The 18,230-nt window shown below is 71.9% G+C and carries 18 protein-coding genes; 11 read left to right on the top strand and 7 right to left on the bottom strand.

Annotated features, from left to right (window positions below):
• Positions 1–97 precede the first annotated feature (97 nt).
• A complete protein-coding gene (gene gyrB / locus ABZS80_RS05120) occupies positions 98–2,044 on the bottom strand; it encodes a DNA topoisomerase (ATP-hydrolyzing) subunit B (RefSeq protein ID WP_355054512.1) in 1,947 nt (648 codons plus the stop codon).
• Between the two features lie 528 nt (positions 2,045–2,572).
• Here gyrB and ABZS80_RS05125 point away from each other — a divergent pair.
• On the top strand, positions 2,573–3,127 hold the full coding sequence (locus ABZS80_RS05125; protein WP_355054513.1) for a hypothetical protein: 555 nt from the start codon (positions 2,573–2,575) through the stop codon (positions 3,125–3,127).
• Here ABZS80_RS05125 and ABZS80_RS05130 read toward each other — a convergent pair.
• A complete protein-coding gene (locus tag ABZS80_RS05130) occupies positions 3,112–3,606 on the bottom strand; it encodes a MarR family transcriptional regulator (protein WP_355054514.1) in 495 nt (164 codons plus the stop codon). The two genes, ABZS80_RS05125 and ABZS80_RS05130, sit on opposite strands and share 16 nt — an antisense overlap.
• Before the next feature lie 99 nt (positions 3,607–3,705).
• Between ABZS80_RS05130 and ABZS80_RS05135 the strand changes: the two genes are divergently transcribed.
• Complete coding sequence (locus ABZS80_RS05135) at positions 3,706–3,936, top strand: hypothetical protein (protein ID WP_355054515.1); 231 nt, start codon at positions 3,706–3,708, stop codon at positions 3,934–3,936.
• A 3-nt stretch (positions 3,937–3,939) separates the two neighbouring features.
• Here the strand turns inward: ABZS80_RS05135 and ABZS80_RS05140 are convergent, their stop codons facing one another.
• The 5 genes from ABZS80_RS05140 to dnaA form a co-directional block, all read right to left on the bottom strand.
• Positions 3,940–4,554: a DciA family protein gene (locus ABZS80_RS05140; protein WP_355054516.1), complete on the bottom strand. Its 615-nt coding sequence runs from the start codon at positions 4,552–4,554 to the stop codon at positions 3,940–3,942.
• The gene (recF, locus tag ABZS80_RS05145) at positions 4,544–5,677 is read right to left on the bottom strand and encodes a DNA replication/repair protein RecF (RefSeq protein ID WP_355054517.1); all 1,134 of its coding nucleotides are present in this window, start codon (positions 5,675–5,677) and stop codon (positions 4,544–4,546) included. The genes ABZS80_RS05140 and recF overlap by 11 nt, the downstream gene beginning before the upstream one ends.
• Before the next feature lie 16 nt (positions 5,678–5,693).
• Positions 5,694–6,566, bottom strand: coding sequence for a phosphogluconate dehydrogenase (NAD(+)-dependent, decarboxylating) (gene gnd, locus ABZS80_RS05150; RefSeq protein WP_151460584.1), 873 nt, complete (start codon positions 6,564–6,566; stop codon positions 5,694–5,696).
• A 40-nt stretch (positions 6,567–6,606) separates the two neighbouring features.
• Positions 6,607–7,740 (bottom strand): DNA polymerase III subunit beta, encoded by a 1,134-nt coding sequence (dnaN, locus tag ABZS80_RS05155; RefSeq protein WP_355054518.1) that lies wholly within the window; start codon positions 7,738–7,740, stop codon positions 6,607–6,609.
• 760 nt (positions 7,741–8,500) lie between these two features.
• On the bottom strand, positions 8,501–10,333 hold the full coding sequence (gene dnaA / locus ABZS80_RS05160) for a chromosomal replication initiator protein DnaA (protein ID WP_355054519.1): 1,833 nt from the start codon (positions 10,331–10,333) through the stop codon (positions 8,501–8,503).
• Between the two features lie 576 nt (positions 10,334–10,909).
• Between dnaA and rpmH the strand changes: the two genes are divergently transcribed.
• The 9 genes from rpmH to ABZS80_RS05205 all read left to right on the top strand — a co-directional run bounded on the left by rpmH (position 10,910) and on the right by ABZS80_RS05205 (position 18,226).
• A complete protein-coding gene (gene rpmH / locus ABZS80_RS05165; RefSeq protein WP_132264196.1) occupies positions 10,910–11,047 on the top strand; it encodes a 50S ribosomal protein L34 in 138 nt (45 codons plus the stop codon).
• A 34-nt stretch (positions 11,048–11,081) separates the two neighbouring features.
• The gene (gene rnpA / locus ABZS80_RS05170; protein WP_151460587.1) at positions 11,082–11,495 is read left to right on the top strand and encodes a ribonuclease P protein component; all 414 of its coding nucleotides are present in this window, start codon (positions 11,082–11,084) and stop codon (positions 11,493–11,495) included.
• A gap of 41 nt (positions 11,496–11,536) precedes the next feature.
• Complete coding sequence (yidD, locus tag ABZS80_RS05175) at positions 11,537–11,776, top strand: membrane protein insertion efficiency factor YidD (RefSeq protein WP_151460588.1); 240 nt, start codon at positions 11,537–11,539, stop codon at positions 11,774–11,776.
• Positions 11,777–12,778 carry a membrane protein insertase YidC gene (yidC, locus tag ABZS80_RS05180; protein WP_355054520.1) on the top strand — a complete coding sequence of 334 codons (1,002 nt, stop codon included), beginning with the start codon at positions 11,777–11,779 and terminating at the stop codon, positions 12,776–12,778.
• A gap of 215 nt (positions 12,779–12,993) precedes the next feature.
• On the top strand, positions 12,994–13,578 hold the full coding sequence (locus ABZS80_RS05185) for a R3H domain-containing nucleic acid-binding protein (RefSeq protein WP_355054521.1): 585 nt from the start codon (positions 12,994–12,996) through the stop codon (positions 13,576–13,578).
• Positions 13,579–14,003: 425 nt separating this feature from the next.
• Positions 14,004–14,783 (top strand): 16S rRNA (guanine(527)-N(7))-methyltransferase RsmG, encoded by a 780-nt coding sequence (gene rsmG, locus ABZS80_RS05190; RefSeq protein ID WP_355054675.1) that lies wholly within the window; start codon positions 14,004–14,006, stop codon positions 14,781–14,783.
• Positions 14,784–15,031: 248 nt separating this feature from the next.
• Entirely contained in the window at positions 15,032–16,396 is a 1,365-nt protein-coding gene (locus ABZS80_RS05195) for an AAA family ATPase (protein WP_355054522.1), read from the top strand.
• A gap of 27 nt (positions 16,397–16,423) precedes the next feature.
• Positions 16,424–17,482, top strand: coding sequence for a ParB/RepB/Spo0J family partition protein (locus ABZS80_RS05200; RefSeq protein ID WP_355054523.1), 1,059 nt, complete (start codon positions 16,424–16,426; stop codon positions 17,480–17,482).
• 540 nt (positions 17,483–18,022) lie between these two features.
• Complete coding sequence (locus ABZS80_RS05205; protein WP_355054524.1) at positions 18,023–18,226, top strand: hypothetical protein; 204 nt, start codon at positions 18,023–18,025, stop codon at positions 18,224–18,226.
• The last annotated feature ends 4 nt before the right edge of the window (positions 18,227–18,230 follow it).

The raw sequence follows: 18,230 nt of genomic DNA on the forward strand, positions 1-18,230 counted from the left end.
TGCTGTGGATAACGTCTGTGGATACCGGCCAGATTGTGGATAACTCTGTGGACCGCCGGGCCGACCGGTGGATCTCCGGCCGGCCCGGCGCGGCCCGTCAGATGTCCAGGAACCGCACGTCCTTGGCGTTGCGCTGGATGAACGACCGGCGCGCCTCGACGTCCTCACCCATGAGAACGCTGAACAGCTCGTCGGCGGTTGCGGCGTCGTCGAGGGTCACCTGGCGCAGGGTGCGGGTGGCCGGGTTCATCGTGGTCTCCCACAGCTCGGGATAGTTCATCTCGCCGAGACCCTTGAACCGCTGGATGTCGTCCGGCCGGGCGTTGGCCTTCTTCTGCTGGCGCAGCGCGATGAGCCCGTCCCGCTCCCGGTCCGAGTACGCGTACTGCGCGTCGTCGCCCTTCTTGTTCCACTTGATCTTGTAGAGCGGCGGGGCGGCCAGGTAGACGTGCCCCAGCTCGACCAGCGGCCGCATGAAGCGGAACAGCAGGGTGAGCAGCAGCGTCTGGATGTGCTGGCCGTCGACGTCGGCGTCGGCCATCAGCACGATCTTGTGGTAGCGCAGCTTCTCGATGTCGAAGTCGTCGTGGATGCCGGTGCCCAGGGCGGTGATGAGCGCCTGGACCTCGTTGTTCTTGAGCACCCGGTCGATCCGGGCCTTCTCCACGTTGAGGATCTTTCCGCGGATCGGCAGGATCGCCTGGGTACGCGGGTCGCGCCCCTGCTTGGCCGAGCCGCCGGCGGAGTCACCCTCGACGATGAACACCTCGGACTCGCGCGGGTCGGTCGACTGGCAGTCGGCCAGCTTGCCCGGCATCGAGCCCGACTCCAGCAGCGACTTGCGCCGGGCCAGCTTGCGCGCCTGCTGGGCGGCGATCCGGGCCCGCGCCGCCTGGGACGCCTTCTGGATGATGGTCTTGGCCTCGGCCGGGTTCCGGTCGAACCAGTCGACCAGCCACTCGTTGCAGACCCGCTGCACGAAGCTCTTCACCGGGGTGTTGCCGAGCTTGGTCTTGGTCTGACCCTCGAACTGCGGGTTCGCCAGCTTGACCGAGATGATCGCGGCCAGACCCTCGCGGATGTCCTCGCCGGAGAGCTTCTCGTCGCCCTTGAGCAGCTTCTTGTCCGCGCCGTAGCGGTTGACCACGCTGGTCAGCGCGGCCCGGAAGCCCTCCTCGTGGGTGCCGCCCTCGTGAGTGTTGATCGTGTTGGCGAAGGTGTAGACCGACTCCCCGTAGGACTCGTTCCACTGCATGGCGATCTCGACCGACATGCCCTCCTCCTCGGCGCCGAACTCGACCACGGTCTTGTGGATCGGGTTCTTCGAGGCGTTGAGGTGCCGGACGAAGTCGGCGATGCCGCCCTTGTAGAGGAAGGTCACCTCGCGCTGCTTGCCCTCCTCGCCATCGGAGACCCGCTCGTCGAGCAGGTGGATGGCGAGGTTCCGGTTGAGGAAGGCCATCTCCTGCAGGCGCCGGTAGATGGTCTGGAAGTCGAAGTCGACCGTCTCGAACACGTCGGGGTCGGGCCAGAAGGAGACCGCCGAACCGCTCCGGTCGGTCGTCTCGCCCTTCTCCAGCGGGGTGGGCGTGGAGTTGTGGTACTGCTGCCGCCAGACGAAGCCGTCCTTGTGGATCTCCACGGCCATCCGGGTGGAGAGCGCGTTCACCACCGAGACGCCGACGCCGTGCAGGCCGCCGGAGACCGCGTACGCCTTGCCGTCGAACTTGCCGCCCGCGTGCAGCACGGTCAGCGCGACCTCGACACCCGGCTTCTTCAGCTTGGGGTGGAGGTCGACCGGGAAGCCACGACCGTTGTCGGTGACCTGGACGCCGCCGTCGGCCAGCAGCACCACGTCGATGGTGTCGCAGTAGCCGGCCAGCGCCTCGTCCACGGCGTTGTCGACGACCTCCCACACGAGGTGGTGCAGACCGCGTTCACCGGTGGACCCGATGTACATACCGGGCCGCTTCCGGACCGCCTCCAGGCCCTCGAGAACGGTGATCGACTCGGCGCCGTACTTCTTGTTGTCCTCCGCTGCCACCCTCGGCCACTTTCTCGCACCGGCCGCGCCAAGGCGCGGGGCGCGGGTTCGGCGGACAGGACGCGACGTCGGCGCGCACAAACCGGTCCCCGGATCTCCAGGTCACGGATCGCGTACGCCGGTCGCCGCGGTTGCCCGCGGATCGCGATCGGCTCGACCCGATGCGGGACAATGATCAAGGGCCCTGCGGGCCCGTGTCCGTCGCTCCGTGTCGGGTCTTTCGTCTCGCCATCAATCTTACTGTGCGCAGCCGACCAAACCGCCACTCGGCACCCCTCCGAGGCGGCTGAGAATGCCGTAGGAGCCCGAACCGTGCTATCCGCGACTCCCCCTACACGCCTCGCCCTGATCGAGGGCGCGGCCCCGCACCGGATCGGTGCCGGCGGGTGACCGACCGGGGGTCGCGGCGGGACCGGACGTGCCGTACCTTTTGCGGCGCCGCCACCTGCGGTCTTGATCTTTCGCGGCCGGAACCGGGACGATCGACCCGATCGGTCGGACAACGTGCTTGCTGAGAGGTGACGCCAGATGGGGCTGGACAACGTCGCGGTGCACTGGCCGCGGACCGGCCGCTTCTACGATCCGGTCGCGCCGGCCGAGTTCGTCGACTTCGGCGAGATCGTGGACATGCCACGCATCTCGGCACCGACCGCCGCGCTCGCCGAGCTGATCGCGAAGACCGGCACGGTGCGGGCGACGGCCTACACCGAACTTGTCGACCTCATCCTCGGCCTGGAAAATGTGCTCTACGCCACGGAGAACTCGGCCGAGGACGAGGACCCGGTGATCGACCCGGACGGCTGCTCCTGGATCGCCGAGGGCGTGGAGAAGTTCGTCGCCCGGCACCGGCCCTTCGGCGAGGCGGTCACCTTCGAGTCGGTGAGCGAGGTGCTGCGCTCGCTGCTCGGTGACGGGCGCCTGGCCGAGCAGCAGCTCCGCTGGCTGGACAGCCGGCTGGACAAGCTGCGCGACGAGAGCGGCCAGCCGCCGCAGTGGAACTTCACCTGCGCCGAGCTGAGCGTGCTGGCCGCCTTCTACCGGCGCTGCGCCGAGCGCGGCTTCGCGGTCTACGCCGACGCCTGACCCGGCTGCCCGGCCGCGCCGGGTCCGGCCGTCGCGGCCCGGTTGGCCGCCGCGATCACCTCGGTGAGCACCGTGTGCAGGTGCCGCAGGTCGGCCAGCGGCAGGCCGAGCCGCTGCACGATCGCCGGCGGGATCCGCTCGGCCTCCGCCCGCAGTGCCCGCCCGCTTTCGGTGAGCGAGACGGCCAGGCTGCGCTCGTCCGACGCGTCGCGCTCCCGCCGCACGTAGCCGGCGGCTTCCAGCCGCTTGAGCAGCGGTGACAGGGTGCCCGGGTCGAGCTGGAGCAGCCGGCTCAGGTCCCGCACCGAGAGCGGCGCGTGCTGCCAGAGCGCGAGCATGACCAGGTACTGCGGGTGGGTCAGCCCCATCGGTTCGAGCAGCGGACGGTAGACCGCGACGACGCCACGTGCGGCGACGGAGAGCGCGAAGCACACCTGCTGCTCCAGCGCCAGGGGATCGCCCTCCAGCTCGTCGGCCACCCTCGTCCTCCTCGTCCGTCGTTGCGATCGTAGCAACGATTGGTGTACCAATTATTGGGGCACCAATCCTACGGTGACCGGCGAGGGAGAGGGCGGCGGATGAGCGGCGACGAGCAGCAGGTGGGCGACGCTTCCGGCAGGGGCGGTCGCCTGCTGGGCTGGGTGTTCCAGAACCTCGCCGGCCCGTCCCAGGTGCAGGGCGCGGTGCAGGGTGGCTCCCGGCTGGCCCGCGAGGCATGGAAGCAGGACCTGGAGCGGCGCAAGCAGTGGAGCCGCGAGCAGCGGGAGCTCAAGCGCGCCCAGCGGGAGGCCCGCCGCGGCGAGCGGTGACGGTCAGCCGTAGGTGTCGCGCGGGCCCCGACCCCGCACCCGGCGCGGGCCACGCGACCAGGACGGCGCCGCCGGGCCGTGGATGTGCAGCTTGCGCACCACGTTGTGGCCCACCTCGCTGGCGATCTGCTTGAGCAGCGAGCCGGCGAGCAACCGCAGCTGGGTGGCCCAGGCCGTCGAGCGGGCCTCCACGGTCAGCTCACCGTTCTCCAGCTTCACGGGGCGGCTGTGCTGCGCCACCTCCGCACCGACCACCCGCTCCCAGGCGCCGAAGACCGTCGCCTCGGCCGCCGGCTGCTGCCAGCCGCGCGCCTTGACCAGCTTGTCCAGCACCGCGCCGAGCGGCTGCGGGTCCCGCGGGTCCGGCCCCGGGCCGGAGTAGCCGCGCAGCCGCTTCTCGCCGTCGCCACGGACCGCGCCGCGCCGCCGCGTGCCGGCCGCCGCCTGCCGGCGGGCCTTCGCCGCGTCCAGCACGGCCCGAGCCAGTTCCGGCCCGGACGCCCCCTCGGGCAGGTCCGCGCCGGCCTCGCCGCCCGGCTTCGCTTCCGGCCCCTCCGGGGTACGCCCACCGCGCACCGGCCCCAGTCGCGCGGGCGGGAGCTCCACCTCATCCGACACGGCGTACCGTCCCCTCGCCCACTGTGTACCGGGTGCCGCGCAGGGTCGCCGGCACATCGTCGTCGACCGCGCAGGTCACCAGGAGCTGGCTCGCGCCGCCGACCAGCTCGGCCAGCCGTTCGCGCCGGCCGGCGTCCAGCTCGGCGAAGACGTCGTCCAGCACCAGCACCGGCTCGATCCCGTCGGCGCGCAGCAGGTCGTAGCCGGCCAGCCGCAGCGCCAGCGCGTACGACCAGGACTCGCCGTGGCTGGCGTAGCCCTTGGCGGGCAGCGGGCCGAGGGTCAGCGCCAGGTCGTCCCGGTGCGGGCCGACCAGCGTGGTGCCCCGCTCGATCTCCGCCGACCGGCTCGCGGTCAACGCGGCGCCGAGGGCGTCGACCAGCGCCGCCCGGTCGGTGGTCGACTCGGGCAGCTCCAGCGACGGCCGGTAGGCGATCCCCGCCGCCCCCCGGCCCGCCGCCACCGCGTCGTACGCCTTCGCCACGTGCGGGGTCAGCGCGGCCACCAGCTCCAGCCGGCCGGCCAGCAGCTCCGCGCCGTGGTGCGCCAGGTGCGTGTCCCAGACGGCGAGGGTGGACAGGTCCCCGCCCCGCGAGCCGCCCGTCTTCCGGGCCAGGTACGCCGTCCGCAGCAGCGCGTTGCGCTGCTTGACCACCCGCTCGTAGTCGGCGCGCACCCCGGCGTACCGGGGTTGGCGGGTGACCAGCAGGTCGTCCAGGTAGCGGCGGCGCTCGGCCGGATCCCCGCGGACGAGTTCCAGGTCCTCCGGGGCGAAGAGCACCAGCCGCAGCGCGCCCAGCACGTCCCGGGCGCGGCGGGCCGGGGAACGGCCGAGCCGGGCCCGGTTGGCCTTGCCCGGGACGATCTCCAGCTCGATCAGGAGCTCCCGGCCCTCGTGCACGACCGCGCAGCGGATCACCGCCGAGGTGGCGCCCATCCGGACCAGCGGGGCGTCCGTGGCGACCCGGTGCGAGTCCAGGGTCGCCACGTAGCCCAATGCCTCGACCAGGTTGGTCTTGCCGACGCCGTTCGCGCCGACCAGCACGTTCGGGCCCGGCTCCAGGTCGACGCCGACCCGCTCGTACGAGCGGAAGTCGACCAGTTCGAGCCGGCGGACGTACACAGGCTGTGGATGCCGGTCAGCGCTTGCGGACGGCGTGGCCGCCGAACTGCTGGCGCAGCGCGGCGACGGCCTTCATGGCGGGCGAGTCGTCCTGCCGGGAGGCGAACCGGGCGAACAGCGAGGCGGTGATGACGTTCAGCGGCACGGCGAGCCGCACCGCCTCGTCGACCGTCCAGCGGCCCTCGCCGGTGTCCTCGGTGTAGCCGCTCAGCTCGGCCAGCTCCGGGTCCTCGTCGAGCGCCCGGTCGAGCAGGTCGAGCAGCCAGGACCGGACCACGGTGCCCTCGCGCCAGGACTTGAAGACGCCCGGCACGTTGGTCACCAGCTCCGAGGCGGCCAGCAGCTCGTAGCCCTCGGCGTAGGCGTGCATGAGGCCGTACTCGATGCCGTTGTGCACCATCTTGGCGTAGTGGCCGGCGCCGACCGGACCGGCGTGCACGAAGCCGAACTCGCCCTCGGGCTTGAGCGCCTCGAAGATCGGCATCAGCCGCCCGACGTGCTCCTGGGCGCCGCCGACCATCAGGGCGTACCCGTTCTGCTTGCCCCAGACGCCGCCCGAGACGCCGACGTCGATGTAGCCGATGCCCTGCTCGTTGAGGCGCTCGGCGCGCGGGGCGTCGTCGCTGAAGCGGGAGTTGCCGCCGTCGATGATGATGTCGCCCTCGCCGAGCACACCGGCGAGCTCGTCGATGGTGGCGTCCGTGACGCCCGCCGGCACCATCACCCAGACCGCGCGGGGCGATTCCAGCTTCTCGGCCAGCTCCGCGAGGCTCGCGACGTCGCTCAGCTCCGCGTTGCGGTCGTAGCCGACCACCTCGTGACCGGCGGCGCGCAACCGCTCGCGCATGTTGCCGCCCATCCGGCCGAGTCCTACCAGGCCGAGCTGCATCTGCTCCTACCTCCGTACGTCTGGATCATGCTGCCGGCGATCAGCGGGACACGCGGATCGGCATGATGAGGTACCGGTACCCCGGGATGACCTCGCCATCCTCGCCGGCGGGGGAAATCACCGCGGGCTTGAAGGCGTCCACGAACGCCAGCTGGGCGTGCTGGGCGCCCAGGTTGGTCAGGCCGTCGATCAGGTACTGCGGGTTGAAGCCGATGGTCAGCGCGTCGCCGGTGAAGGTCGCCTCCATGGCCTCGCTGGCCCGGGCCTCCTCGGTGCCGCCGGCCTCGACCACCAGGCCGTCGGAGCTGAAGCTGAGCAGCACCGGGGTGGTGCGCTCGGCGACCAGCGCCACCCGCTTGACCACCTCGATGAGCGTGGCGACCGGCACGCGGGCCTCGGCGTTGTGGCTGGCCGGGAAGAGCGAGCGCACCGGGGGGTAGTTGGCCCCGTCGAGCAGCCGGCTGGTGGTCCGGCGGGTGCCGCCGGAGAAGCCGATCATGCCCTCGCCGGCGCCGCCCTGGGAGAGCGCCATGGTGACGTGGCCGCCGAGCGGGCCCAGAGCCTTGGCGGTGTCGTGCAGCGTCCGGGCGGGCACCAGCGCGTTGAGGCTGATCTCCGGGTCGTCCGGGTTCCACTCCATCTCGCGCAGGGCGAGCCGGTAGCGGTCGGTGGCGAGCATCGCCAGCGTGCTGCCGGACAGCTCGATCCGGACACCGGTCATCATCGGCAGCGTCTCGTCCCGACCGGCGGCCACGGCCACCTGGGCCACGGCGGAGGCGAAGGCGGCCGCGTCGACGGTGCCGGCGCTCTCCGGCATCTCGGGCAGGGTCGGGTAGTCCTCGACCGGCATGGTCGGCAGGGTGAACCGGGCGCTGCCGCACACCAGTTCCAGGTGCGCGCCGACGGCGGCGATGTCCACCGGCTTGGCCGGGAGCGCCTTGGTGATCTCGGCGAGCAGCCGGCCGGAGACCAGGGCGGCCCCGTCGGCGTCACCCTGCACCTCGACGGTGACCTGGCTGGAGACCTCGTAGTCGAAGCCGGAGACCTGGAGGTTGCCGTCGGTGACGCGGAGCATCACCCCGGCCAGCACCGGCACGGAAGGTCGGTTGGGCAGGCTCTTGGCGGTCCACGCGACCGCCTCGGCGAGCGCGTCGCGCTCCACTCGGAACTTCATCAATGCCTCCGCGTCGACGTCAGCGACAACTCTCTCATGCCGACCGCTGCCACCCGTCCCGCCCGACCGTGCGGGTACCCCTCGCACCTTAGGGCGCGTGGGCATCGGCTGTGCGCCCGACCCCGTGGATCCAGGTGCCCGGGTGACTGCCGGCGGCAGTGCTCCGGCCCGATCCACAGGAAGTCCAACGGTGATGATTGGTTTTTGTTGTTTAGAAGAGATAACTCATCGTCTTCATCGCACCTGTGCAAACTGTGGAGAACCGGCGTCCGCCCAGGTCAGACAGGTTATCCACCGGTGGTTTCGCTGTGGAGAACCAGGGGTACAACCCGTGTCTGAGTCCACAGCCGTCGCCAGCCGCCGGGTTATCCACGGCTGTCCACCGGTTGTCCACCGCTAATCCACCGGGTTTCTCCCCAGTGCTGTGGACAGCGCCAGCGGCGTCGACCGGCGTCATCCCCAGAACCTTCAACAGGTCGCCCACAGGCCGACCGTCGTCGGTGGACAACGGGACGGTCGTCCCCAGGCGTCCACAGCCTCGTCCCCAGGAGTTGTCCACAGTCTGTGGGTAACCGGGCGGAGACCGAGCGTGGTTTTCCACCGTCTGTGGAACAGGGGGTGTGGACAACCGGGCCGGGTTGTGGATGAAACACGACACCGATCGTGGGCCCTGTACCGGGTCGAGGGTCAAGCGCGGATCTGCACAGGCACGAAAAAGCCCGGCCGGTGGGCCCGGCCGGGCGTCGCGTCCGCGTACCGATCAGGTGGTCTGCTTGATCCGGTTGGTCAGCTCGGCGATCTGGTTGTAGAGCGAGCGCCGCTCCGCCATCTGCTGCCGGATCTTCCGGTCGGCGTGCATGACGGTGGTGTGGTCCCGGCCGCCGAAGGCCTGCCCGATTCGGGGCAGCGACAGCTCGGTCAGCTCCCGACACAGGTACATGGCCACTTGGCGGGCGTTGACCAGCACCCGCGACCGGGACTGGCCGCGCAGGTCCTCCAGGCTCACCCCGAAGTAGTCCGCGGTGGACGCCATGATCTGGTCGGCGTTGATCTCCGGTCCGGCGCCGTCCGGCATGAAGTCCCGCAGCACCTCCTCGGCCAACGACAGCTCGACCGACGAGCGGGTCAGGCTGGCGAATGCGGTGACCCGGATCAGCGCCCCCTCCAGCTCCCGGATCGAGTTCGACACCCGGGAGGCGATGAACTCCAGCACGTCCGGTGGGGCGTACATCCGCTCCTGTGCGGCCTTCTTCTGCAGGATCGCGATCCGGGTCTCCAGGTCCGGCGGCTGGATGTCGGCCAGGAGACCCCACTCGAACCGGGTCCGCATCCGGTCCTCCAGCGTGGCGAGCTGGCGCGGGGACCGGTCGGAGGTGATCACGATCTGCTTGTTGGCGTTGTGCAGGGTGTTGAAGGTGTGGAAGAACTCCTCCTGCGTTCGCTCCCGGTTCTCCAGGAACTGGATGTCGTCGATCAGGAGGATGTCCACGTCCCGGTAACGGCGCTGGAACGCGCTGGTCTTGTCGTCCCGCAGCGAGTTGATGAAGTCGTTGGTGAACTCCTCGGTCGAGACGTACCGGACCGAGCGGGCGTTGCCCAGCGTCGTGGCGTAGTGCCCGATGGCGTGCAGCAGGTGGGTCTTGCCCAACCCGGAGTGGCCGTAGATGAAGAGCGGGTTGTACGCCTTCGCCGGCGACTCGGCCACCGCGACGCTCGCCGCGTGGGCGAAGCGGTTGGACGAGCCGATGACGAACGTCTCGAACATGTACTTCGGGTTGAGCCGGTTGCCGCTCTCCGCGCCGCCGGGCATCCGTCGGTCGGCCTGGCCGCCCGGGCGGCGGTCCGGGGCGCCGCGGCCGGGGCCGCTGTCGGAGGCGCCGTCCCGGGGCAGGCCGCGCAGCGGCGGGGCGTCGGCCGGGCCGGGCGCCTCCCGGTAGCGGGGCTCGTAACCCCCGGCGTCGGGTGCGGGCGGTTCGACCGGGGACCGCTCGTCGAAGCCGCGGCGCTCGGGTGCGGTGCGCAGCGGCTCGGCGAAGGCGGCGCTGAACAGCGTGTCCTGCCCGTCCCGGCTGGCCGGGATGAGCTGCGGCCGGGCGCCGTCGGCGGTGCGCTGCCGGGGAGCCGGCTCCTCGGCGGGCGGCTCCGGGCGCGAATCGGCGTACGCCGGGGCGTCCGGCCGGGCCGGGGGGAAGCCCAGCTCGCGGAAGCCGGGCGCGGCGTCGGCCGGGCCGGGCTGGTCGAAGCCGGTGAGCAGATCCGGTGGGCCGGCGGGCTCGGCGGCGGGCTCGGGGTTGCTGCGGTAGACGGTGCCGGCCGGGCGGCCGCCCGGGTCCTCCGCGACGCGGACCGTGACCGCCACCTGGATGGGCCGGCCGAGCCGGCGGCTCAACGCCTCGGTGATGGCCGGGCGGAGGCGGGACTCGATCACGTCCCGGGTGAAGGCGTCGGGCACGGAGAGCAGTGCGGTGTCCTCGACGATCGCCCGCAGCCGGGTCAGCCGGAGGTACGCCCGCTGCTGCGCGGAGATGATCTCGTCGGCGAGCTCGTCGGTCGTCGCCGTCCACACCGCGGCAAGGTCGGTCGCTCCGGTCACCGTCGTGCCACCCCCCTCGCCTCTCCTCACGCCCGCCCGGACGGCTGACCGGTCGTCATCCACAAGTTATCCACAGCCTGTGTGTACCGACCGATTGGGGCCGCCCACCGGACGCGGGTCGGACCTGCCCCCTGATTCGCGGAGGCACTGAAGCGGGTTCACCGTGCCGAACGATTCACTACCTTGTCCGGTCTTGCCAGCCAGCGACAAACCCCCACCCCCGACGCTGACCGCAATCGGGCACGCTAACAGCGCGGACCCCGCGCCATCAACCGTCGACACCGGGGCAGCCTTGTCAACATCAGTGAAAACCGCCCCTTCGGTCGCGCTCCCGGCGCTGGTCGCGGCCGGGGTGTGAGGTTTGACGGTCACTGCCCCCCTGCGTAGGCTGGAACGGCTGCTCTCTCGCCCTCTGCTAGGGTGATGGGTGCTTGCTGTCCGCGGTCACCGCCCCGCATCGCCGGGGCCCCCCGCCACCGGGCAGCACCGATCGGAGGCCACCGCCGAGGTGGCCTGGACCACGACACGACCCCGGGCGATCCCCCGCGCGAGGTCTACGACAACGGAGAGCCTGACGTGAGCAAGCGCACCTACCAGCCGAACAACCGCCGGCGCGCGAAGACCCACGGCTTCCGGCTGCGCATGCGCACCCGTGCCGGCCGCGCCATCATCTCGACCCGTCGCACCAAGGGCCGCGCCCGCCTGTCGGCCTGAGGCCGACCGGTCCGGTCCGGGGACGTGGGCAGTCGTGCTGGCCGCCGCACAACGACTGCGGCGTAGCAGCGACTTCGCCGCAGCGGTCCGCGGTGGCCGACGCGTCGGCCGTGGCGCCGTCGTGGTGCACCTGACCCTCCCCGAGCAGACCGGATCCACCGCGACCACCTCGCCGGAGCCGGCGCGGAGCAGCGGTGCGGAGACCTCCGCACCGAGCCGCGCCGGCTTCGTCGTGTCCAAGGCCGTCGGCAACGCCGTGGTCCGCAACACGGTCCGCCGCCGGCTCCGCCACCTGGTCCGCGAGCGGCTGGCCGACCTGCCCGCCGGCAGCACCCTGGTGGTACGCGCGCTGCCGCCGGCCGCCCAGGCGTCGTACGCCCGGCTCGGGGCCGACCTGGACGCCGCCCTCGCCGCCGCACGGTCCCCCCGGGGACGGCGGTCGCGGTGACCGAGCACACTGCCGCGCCGCGGCCCTCTGCCGGTGCCCGCATGCTGATGGCGCCCATCATCGCGTACCGTCGGTGGATAAGTCCGGCACTGCCGGCCCGCTGCCGGTTCTACCCGTCGTGCAGTGCCTACGCCGTCGAGGCGGTGTCCCGGCACGGTGCGCTGCGGGGAGCCTGGCTGACGGTCCGGCGGCTGTCGCGCTGCCACCCCTTCCACCCTGGTGGACACGACCCGGTCCCGGAGCCGGGCGACCGCCGCCGTTCCGACGTGACTGGAGCCTGAGTGTTTAGTCTCGACTGGATCTACTACGCGATCTCGTGGATCCTGCTGACCTGGCACTCGGCCTGGGACGCCATCGGGGTGTCGGTCGGGGCCGTGATCGGCACGAACTGGGCGTGGATCCTCTCCATCATCTTCCTGGTGGTCACCGTCCGGGTGATCCTGTTCCCGGTCTTCGTCAAGCAGATCAAGTCGCAGCGGGCCATGCAGGCGCTCCAGCCCAAGGTCAAGGAGCTGCAGGAGAAGCACAAGGGTGACCGGGAGACGCTCCAGAAGGAGATGATGGAGCTCTACCGGAAGGAAAAGGCCAACCCGCTGATGGGCTGCCTTCCGATGTTCCTCCAGATCCCGGTCTTCCTCGGCCTGTTCCACACGCTCAAGCGACTCAACCCGGACAACCAGGGCAAGACCCTGTACGGCTGGACCGTCGAGCAGTTCAACAGCGCCTCGAACGCGAAGCTCTTCACCGCTCCGATCTCCGGGAAGTTCGGCTCCACCGCCAGCGAGATGGCGGCGCTCGGCGCGAACCTCACCACCGTCAAGATCGTCGCCGGCGTGCTGGTCTGCATCATGATCGCCACGACCTACCTGACCAGCCGGCAGATGATCCTCAAGACCGGTTGGGCGGAGGACCCGCAACAGCGCATGGTGCAGCGGCTGATGCTCTACGGCATCCCGGTCTCGCTGCTCATCTCGGGCGCGATCTTCCCGATCGGCGTGATCATCTACTGGGTCACCAACAACCTCTTCACCCTCGGCCAGCAGCAGTGGGTGCTGCGGAAGTTCCCGCCGCTGGTGCCGCCGAAGAACAGCACCGCCGGCAAGGCCACCGCGGGCAAGGCCGCCGCCCAGCCCGCCAAGGCAGGTGGCCTGCTCGGCCGCAAGACCGCCCAGCCGGTCGCCAAGGCTCCGGCCGCCGCCCCCAAGGTGGCCGGCCCGAAGCCCGGCGCCAAGCCGGTCAACCCGAAGAAGGGCAGCGGCCGACCCGCCAAGCGACAGGGCTGAGCCCGCCGGGCCGCCGCCGGACACCGGTGGCGGCCCGTTCGGTCCCCGAGCTGCCACCCGAGGGGTCGGCGCCGGACCGGAACCGCCGCGCCGAGCGCGGTCACGGGCGAAACTGGCCCGTACAGACGTGCCCGAGGGCACCGGCGAACCTCCCGCCGGGCCGCGGGAGACCAGCGGACCCGACGGTCCGGCCGAGCGAGTACGGAGATGACACCGTGACCGACACCAGCATCCCCAGCGCGGACCAGTCCCTGGACGAGGAGACCGCGCCGGCCGCCACCACGGAGGAGGCCGAGGAGACCCAGGCCGAGGGCCGGGAGAAGAAGGCCCCCGCCGACAGCGACCTGTTCCGGCAGAGCGAGATCGCCGCCGACTACGTCGAGGGCCTGCTCGACATCCTCGACTACGACGGCGACATCGACGAGCTGGTCTCCGGTGGCCGCCCGGTCGTCGAGGTGGTCGGCGGCCGCCTGCAGAACCTGGTCGGCCAGCGCGGCGCCACCCTGGAGGCGCTCCAGGAGCTGGCCCGGCTGGCGGTGTTCCGGCAGACCGGTTCGCCGAGCCGCCTGCTGCTCGACGTCGGCGGCTACCGCGCCGCCCGGCGCAAGGAGCTGGCCGCCGTGGCCAAGAACGCGGTGGAGAAGGTCAAGGAGCACGGCGAGGCGGTGCGCCTGGAGCCGATGTCCGCGTTCGAGCGCAAGTGCGTGCACGACGTGGTCAACGCGATGACCGGCGTGGAGAGCGAGTCCGAGGGCGTCGAGCCGAACCGTCGGATCATCGTCCGGCCGGTGACGGACTGACGTAGGTGTCCTCCGACGAGACGACGGCGGGTGCCGTGACCGGCCCGGGCGGCAACCCGCCCGGGCCGTCGCCTGTCCACACCGACCCGGCCGTCGACCCGGTCTTCTCCGCGGGCGACGCCCCGGCCCACCCGCCGACGCCGGGCACGCCGGCAGGTCCGATCGACCCGGCCTTCTCGAACGAGCCGGCCCTCTCGGATGATCCGGTTCCGGCGGTGGCGCGGCCCATCGCCGGTGCTGACCCCGCCACCGGAGTGACGCCGGCCTTCTCCGGTGGACCGGAGGAGCGGCCCGAGGCGCCGAGGTCGGCGGAGGCGCCAGCCGCACCGGCCACCGTCGGCCCGGTGTTTGCCGAACCGGCCCCCGCCGGCGGCGACCTGGACGACGGCTCCTCCGACGATCGGAGCGAATCCGGACCGTCCCTCATGGACAGTGAGGACCGGCCCTCCGGCGATCAGCCCGCCCCCGGGGACGCGACGTTGCCGCCCGAGTTGGCGGAGGCCGCCCGTACCCTCTTCGGCGACCGGCTCGACCTGGCCGCCGCGTACGCCGAACTGCTGGCCACGGACGGCGTGGTGCGCGGCCTCATCGGCCCCCGCGAGACGCCGCGGCTCTGGGACCGTCACCTGCTCAACTGCGCGGCGATGGCCGAGCGGATCCCGGAGGGCGCCAGCCTGATCGACGTCGGCTCCGGGGCCGGCCTGCCGGGCCTGGTACTGGCGATCGCGCGCCCCGACCTCACCGTGACCCTGGTCGAGCCGCTCGCCCGGCGCACCTCCTTCCTCATCGAGGCGGTGCAGCAACTCGGGCTGACCAAGTCGGTACGGGTGTTTCGTGGGCGCGCCGAGGAGGCCGCCGTCGGCTCCCGGGACCGGGCGCCGCTGACCGCCGACATCGTCACCGCGCGCGCGGTCGCCCCGCTGGACCGGCTCGCCGGCTGGTGCCTGCCGCTGGCGGTGCCCGGCGGACGGCTGGTGGCGCTCAAGGGCGCCTCCGCCGCCGAAGAGATCGCCGAGCACACCGCGGCGGTGGCGAAGCTCGGCGGCGGCGAGCCGGAACTGCACCGGTGCGGTGTCGACGTGATCGACCCACCGGCGACGGTGATCGAAGTGGTTCGTGAGCGGGTGATCGGCCCGGCCAAGAAGAAGGGGCCGAAACGCTCGCGGGGCGGCCGTCGCCGGGGCGCGCAGGGCCGGGATCGCTGACGCGGCAAGGCTTTCCGGACGCCCACCCGGTCGTTGGACCGGGTGGGCGTGAGGTGGTCGATCAGAACCCGACGTGGACCCGCTGCGCCCGTCGGCCGTAGGCTGGCCGCGCGCCGATAGTGTGGAGCGGCGGTGTCGGGCGGCACCCGAACCCGACCGTTCCCACCGGGCCGGTGACGCCGCGCGGCAAGCGCGGGGGCCTGAATGACGGGTGCGGACCGACCATCCGGAGCGGGCAGGGATGACAGGTGCATGACGACGGCAGGTACGACGATTCACGGGTGACCGGGCCAGGCGAGAGATCTTCTGCCGCCGGCCCCGTTTCACGTGAAACCACCTTCGAGGGCTGGCCGCCGAACGGCGAGCCCCACGACCCGTCCACGCGACCGCCGGACTGTGACCCGGTGGTGCGTCGGGACGGGCCTCCGGCCGGCGCCGTGCGGCCAACGTCGTCCGTACCGGCGAACGTCCCGCCGGTGCGGGACCCGCACGACCCGAGCGACGGCCCGGCGAACGCACCCGCCTCGCGTCCGGCCCCGGTGCGCGGGAACGCCGCGGTCCCCGCCCGCTACGAGCCGCAACCGCCTGTCGTGGTCGTGCCGCAGCAGCCCACCCCGGACTCCGCGCCGGATGTGGCTCCGGCCGCGCCGCCTTCCGACACGCCACCGGACGCCGGCTACGGCGCCGAACCCCCGGCCAGCACGTACGTTTCACGTGAAACCCCGACGCGCGAAGAGGATGACCCACCGTTGGCTATGGAGGCTATGCGCGCCGTGCAGATCCTGAACCCCAGTGGTGAGGTCACCATGCCCCGCCCCGAACGGACCCGGGTGATGTGCGTCGCCAACCAGAAGGGCGGCGTCGGCAAGACCACCACCACGGTCAACCTGGCAGTGGCGCTCGCCCTGCACGGCAACCGGGTGCTCGTCGTCGACCTCGACCCGCAGGGCAACGCCTCCACCGGGCTCAACGTGCCGCACCACACCGGGGTGCCCGACGTCTACGACTGCCTCATCGACAGCGTGCCGCTGGAGGAGGTGGCCCAGGCCGTCGAGGGCATCCCGAACCTGTGGTGCGTACCGGCCACCATCGACCTGGCGGGTGCCGAGATCGAACTGGTCTCGGTCGTCGCCCGGGAGTCCCGGCTGGCCCGGGCGATCGCCGCGTACCCCGGGCACTTCGACTACGTGTTCATCGACTGCCCGCCCTCGCTCGGCCTGCTGACCGTCAACGCGCTGGTCGCCGCGCAGGAGGTGCTGATCCCGATCCAGTGCGAGTACTACGCGCTGGAGGGCCTCAACCAGCTGATCCAGAACATCAACCTCGTCCGGCAGCACCTCAACCCGAAGCTCGAGGTGTCCACGATCCTGCTCACCATGTACGACCGGCGTACCCGGCTGGCCGACGCGGTGGAGCAGGACGTCCGGAACCACTTCGGCGACAAGGTGCTCCAGGCCGTGATCCCCCGGAACGTGCGGGTCTCCGAGGCGCCCAGCTACGGGCAGTCGGTGATGACCTACGATCCCGGTTCGCGGGGAGCCACGAGCTACTTCGAGGCCGCCCAGGAGATCGCGGAGCGAGGCGTCAAGGAGCCGGTGAGCCGGAATGCGTAGTACGGAGAAGTCGCTGGGAGGCGTCGCATGAAGAACCGTCCTCGCGGCGGCCTGGGCCGAGGGCTGGGTGCCCTCATCCCCACCGGGCCCGTGCCGGGCAGCGCCCCGGCGACCGCCGACACCGAGAACGGTACGGCGCCGGCCGTCCCGGCCACCCCGGTCGCCGGTGGTGCGGCGGCAGCCGTGACCGGAGCCCTCGACGGCGGCGACGCGGGCGCCCCGGCTGCCCCGGCCCCCGAGCCGGAGCCGCAACTGAGCCCCGTCCCCGGGGCCCGCTTCGCCGAGATCCCGGTCGACAGCATCGTGCCGAACCCGAAGCAGCCCCGGCACGTCTTCGACGAGGAGGCGCTGGAGGAGCTGAAGACCTCGATCCAGGAGGTGGGCTTCCTCCAGCCGATCGTCGTCCGCCAGCTCGACAGTGAGAAGTACGAACTCGTCATGGGCGAGCGGCGGTGGCGGGCAGCCCAGGCGGTCGGCCGGGAGAGCATCCCCGCCATCGTCCGGGACACCAAGGACGACGCGATGCTCCGCGACGCGCTCCTGGAGAACATCCACCGCGCCAACCTCAACCCGCTGGAAGAGGCGGCCGCGTACCAGCAACTGCTGGAGGAGTTCGGCGCCACCCACGAGGAACTGGCCCGCCGGATCGGCCGCAGCCGGCCGCAGATCTCCAACACCATCCGGCTCATGAACCTGCCGGCCCAGGTGCAGCGCCGGGTCGCCGCCGGGGTGCTCTCCGCCGGCCACGCCCGCGCCCTGCTCAGCCTCGACGACTCCGAGGCGCAGGAACAGCTCGCCAAGCGCATCGTCGCCGAAGGCATCTCCGTACGCGCCACCGAGGAACTGGTGGCCCTGGCACTCGCCGACGGCCCGGCGAAGACCCCGGCCGCGAAGCGCCGGCCGAAGCCGCACGCGCCCGCGCTCACGGACCTCGCCGACCGGCTCTCCGATCGTTTCGACACCCGGGTGAAGGTCGACATCGGCCGGAGCAAGGGCAAGATCACCATTGAGTTCGCGACGGTCGACGACCTGGAGCGGATCGTCGGGATCATCGGCGTCGGGCAGGAGGAGCAGCCCGGGGAGTGATTGGCCGGCTGCGGGTCTCGCCCGCTGTCGGTCTCGGCCGCGTGGTCCCTGTGTCGGGGGCGACGCGGCCGAGCCGTTTCCGGGCCCTGTTGGGTTCGGTGCTCGGGAGCCGGTGGGTTCTGGTCGTTGTGCGGACGGCCCTGCCGCTTCGGATGGGCGTGCTGGTGGTCTCCTGACGGCCGTTGCCGGGGGTGGACACCGAGGGCCCGCTCTGACTCGCTCGCGCGCTTCTCGGATGTCGCGATAGGGCGTCCGTGCGGCGGCCTGAGGCGCCCCAGGGCGGGCCGGGCGCTCTTGGGTTGGTGTGGGGGAGATCCGAGTTGCTGTGCTCAACGCTGACGGCTTCCGGGCGCCCATCGCGCCAGCACCTCGGCGTCGCACCATCACCGCGTGGTTGGCAGGAGCTACGAATTGCTCCATTGGGCGCGTGGTGGCCTGGGCGATGGTCCATCGCCTCATCGCCGTGGTTGCCGGCCCGGCCGCGTCCTGAAACGGTCGCGCCTCGCCGGAGTGGCTTAGTGGGTCGCAATGGATGCCGCCGTGGCGGTCGCCGTCGCGGTCGCGGTGGCGGTCGCGGTGGCGGTGGCCGTGGTCGTCGTCATGGCCGGGGACCGGGGCCGGGCCCGGGGGCGTCGCCATGGCGGGTGGGCGGCCGCCGCCGCGGTCTTGTGCCGGATCTCGCGGCCGGTCGGCACGGAGCGAATCCGTCGGGTACGCCTGTCGGTCCCCAACCGCGGCCGCTGATGGT

Origin of the sequence: Micromonospora sp. NPDC005305 (assembly GCF_040607315.1) — a bacterium.
Taxonomy (GTDB): Bacteria; Actinomycetota; Actinomycetes; order Mycobacteriales; family Micromonosporaceae; genus Micromonospora.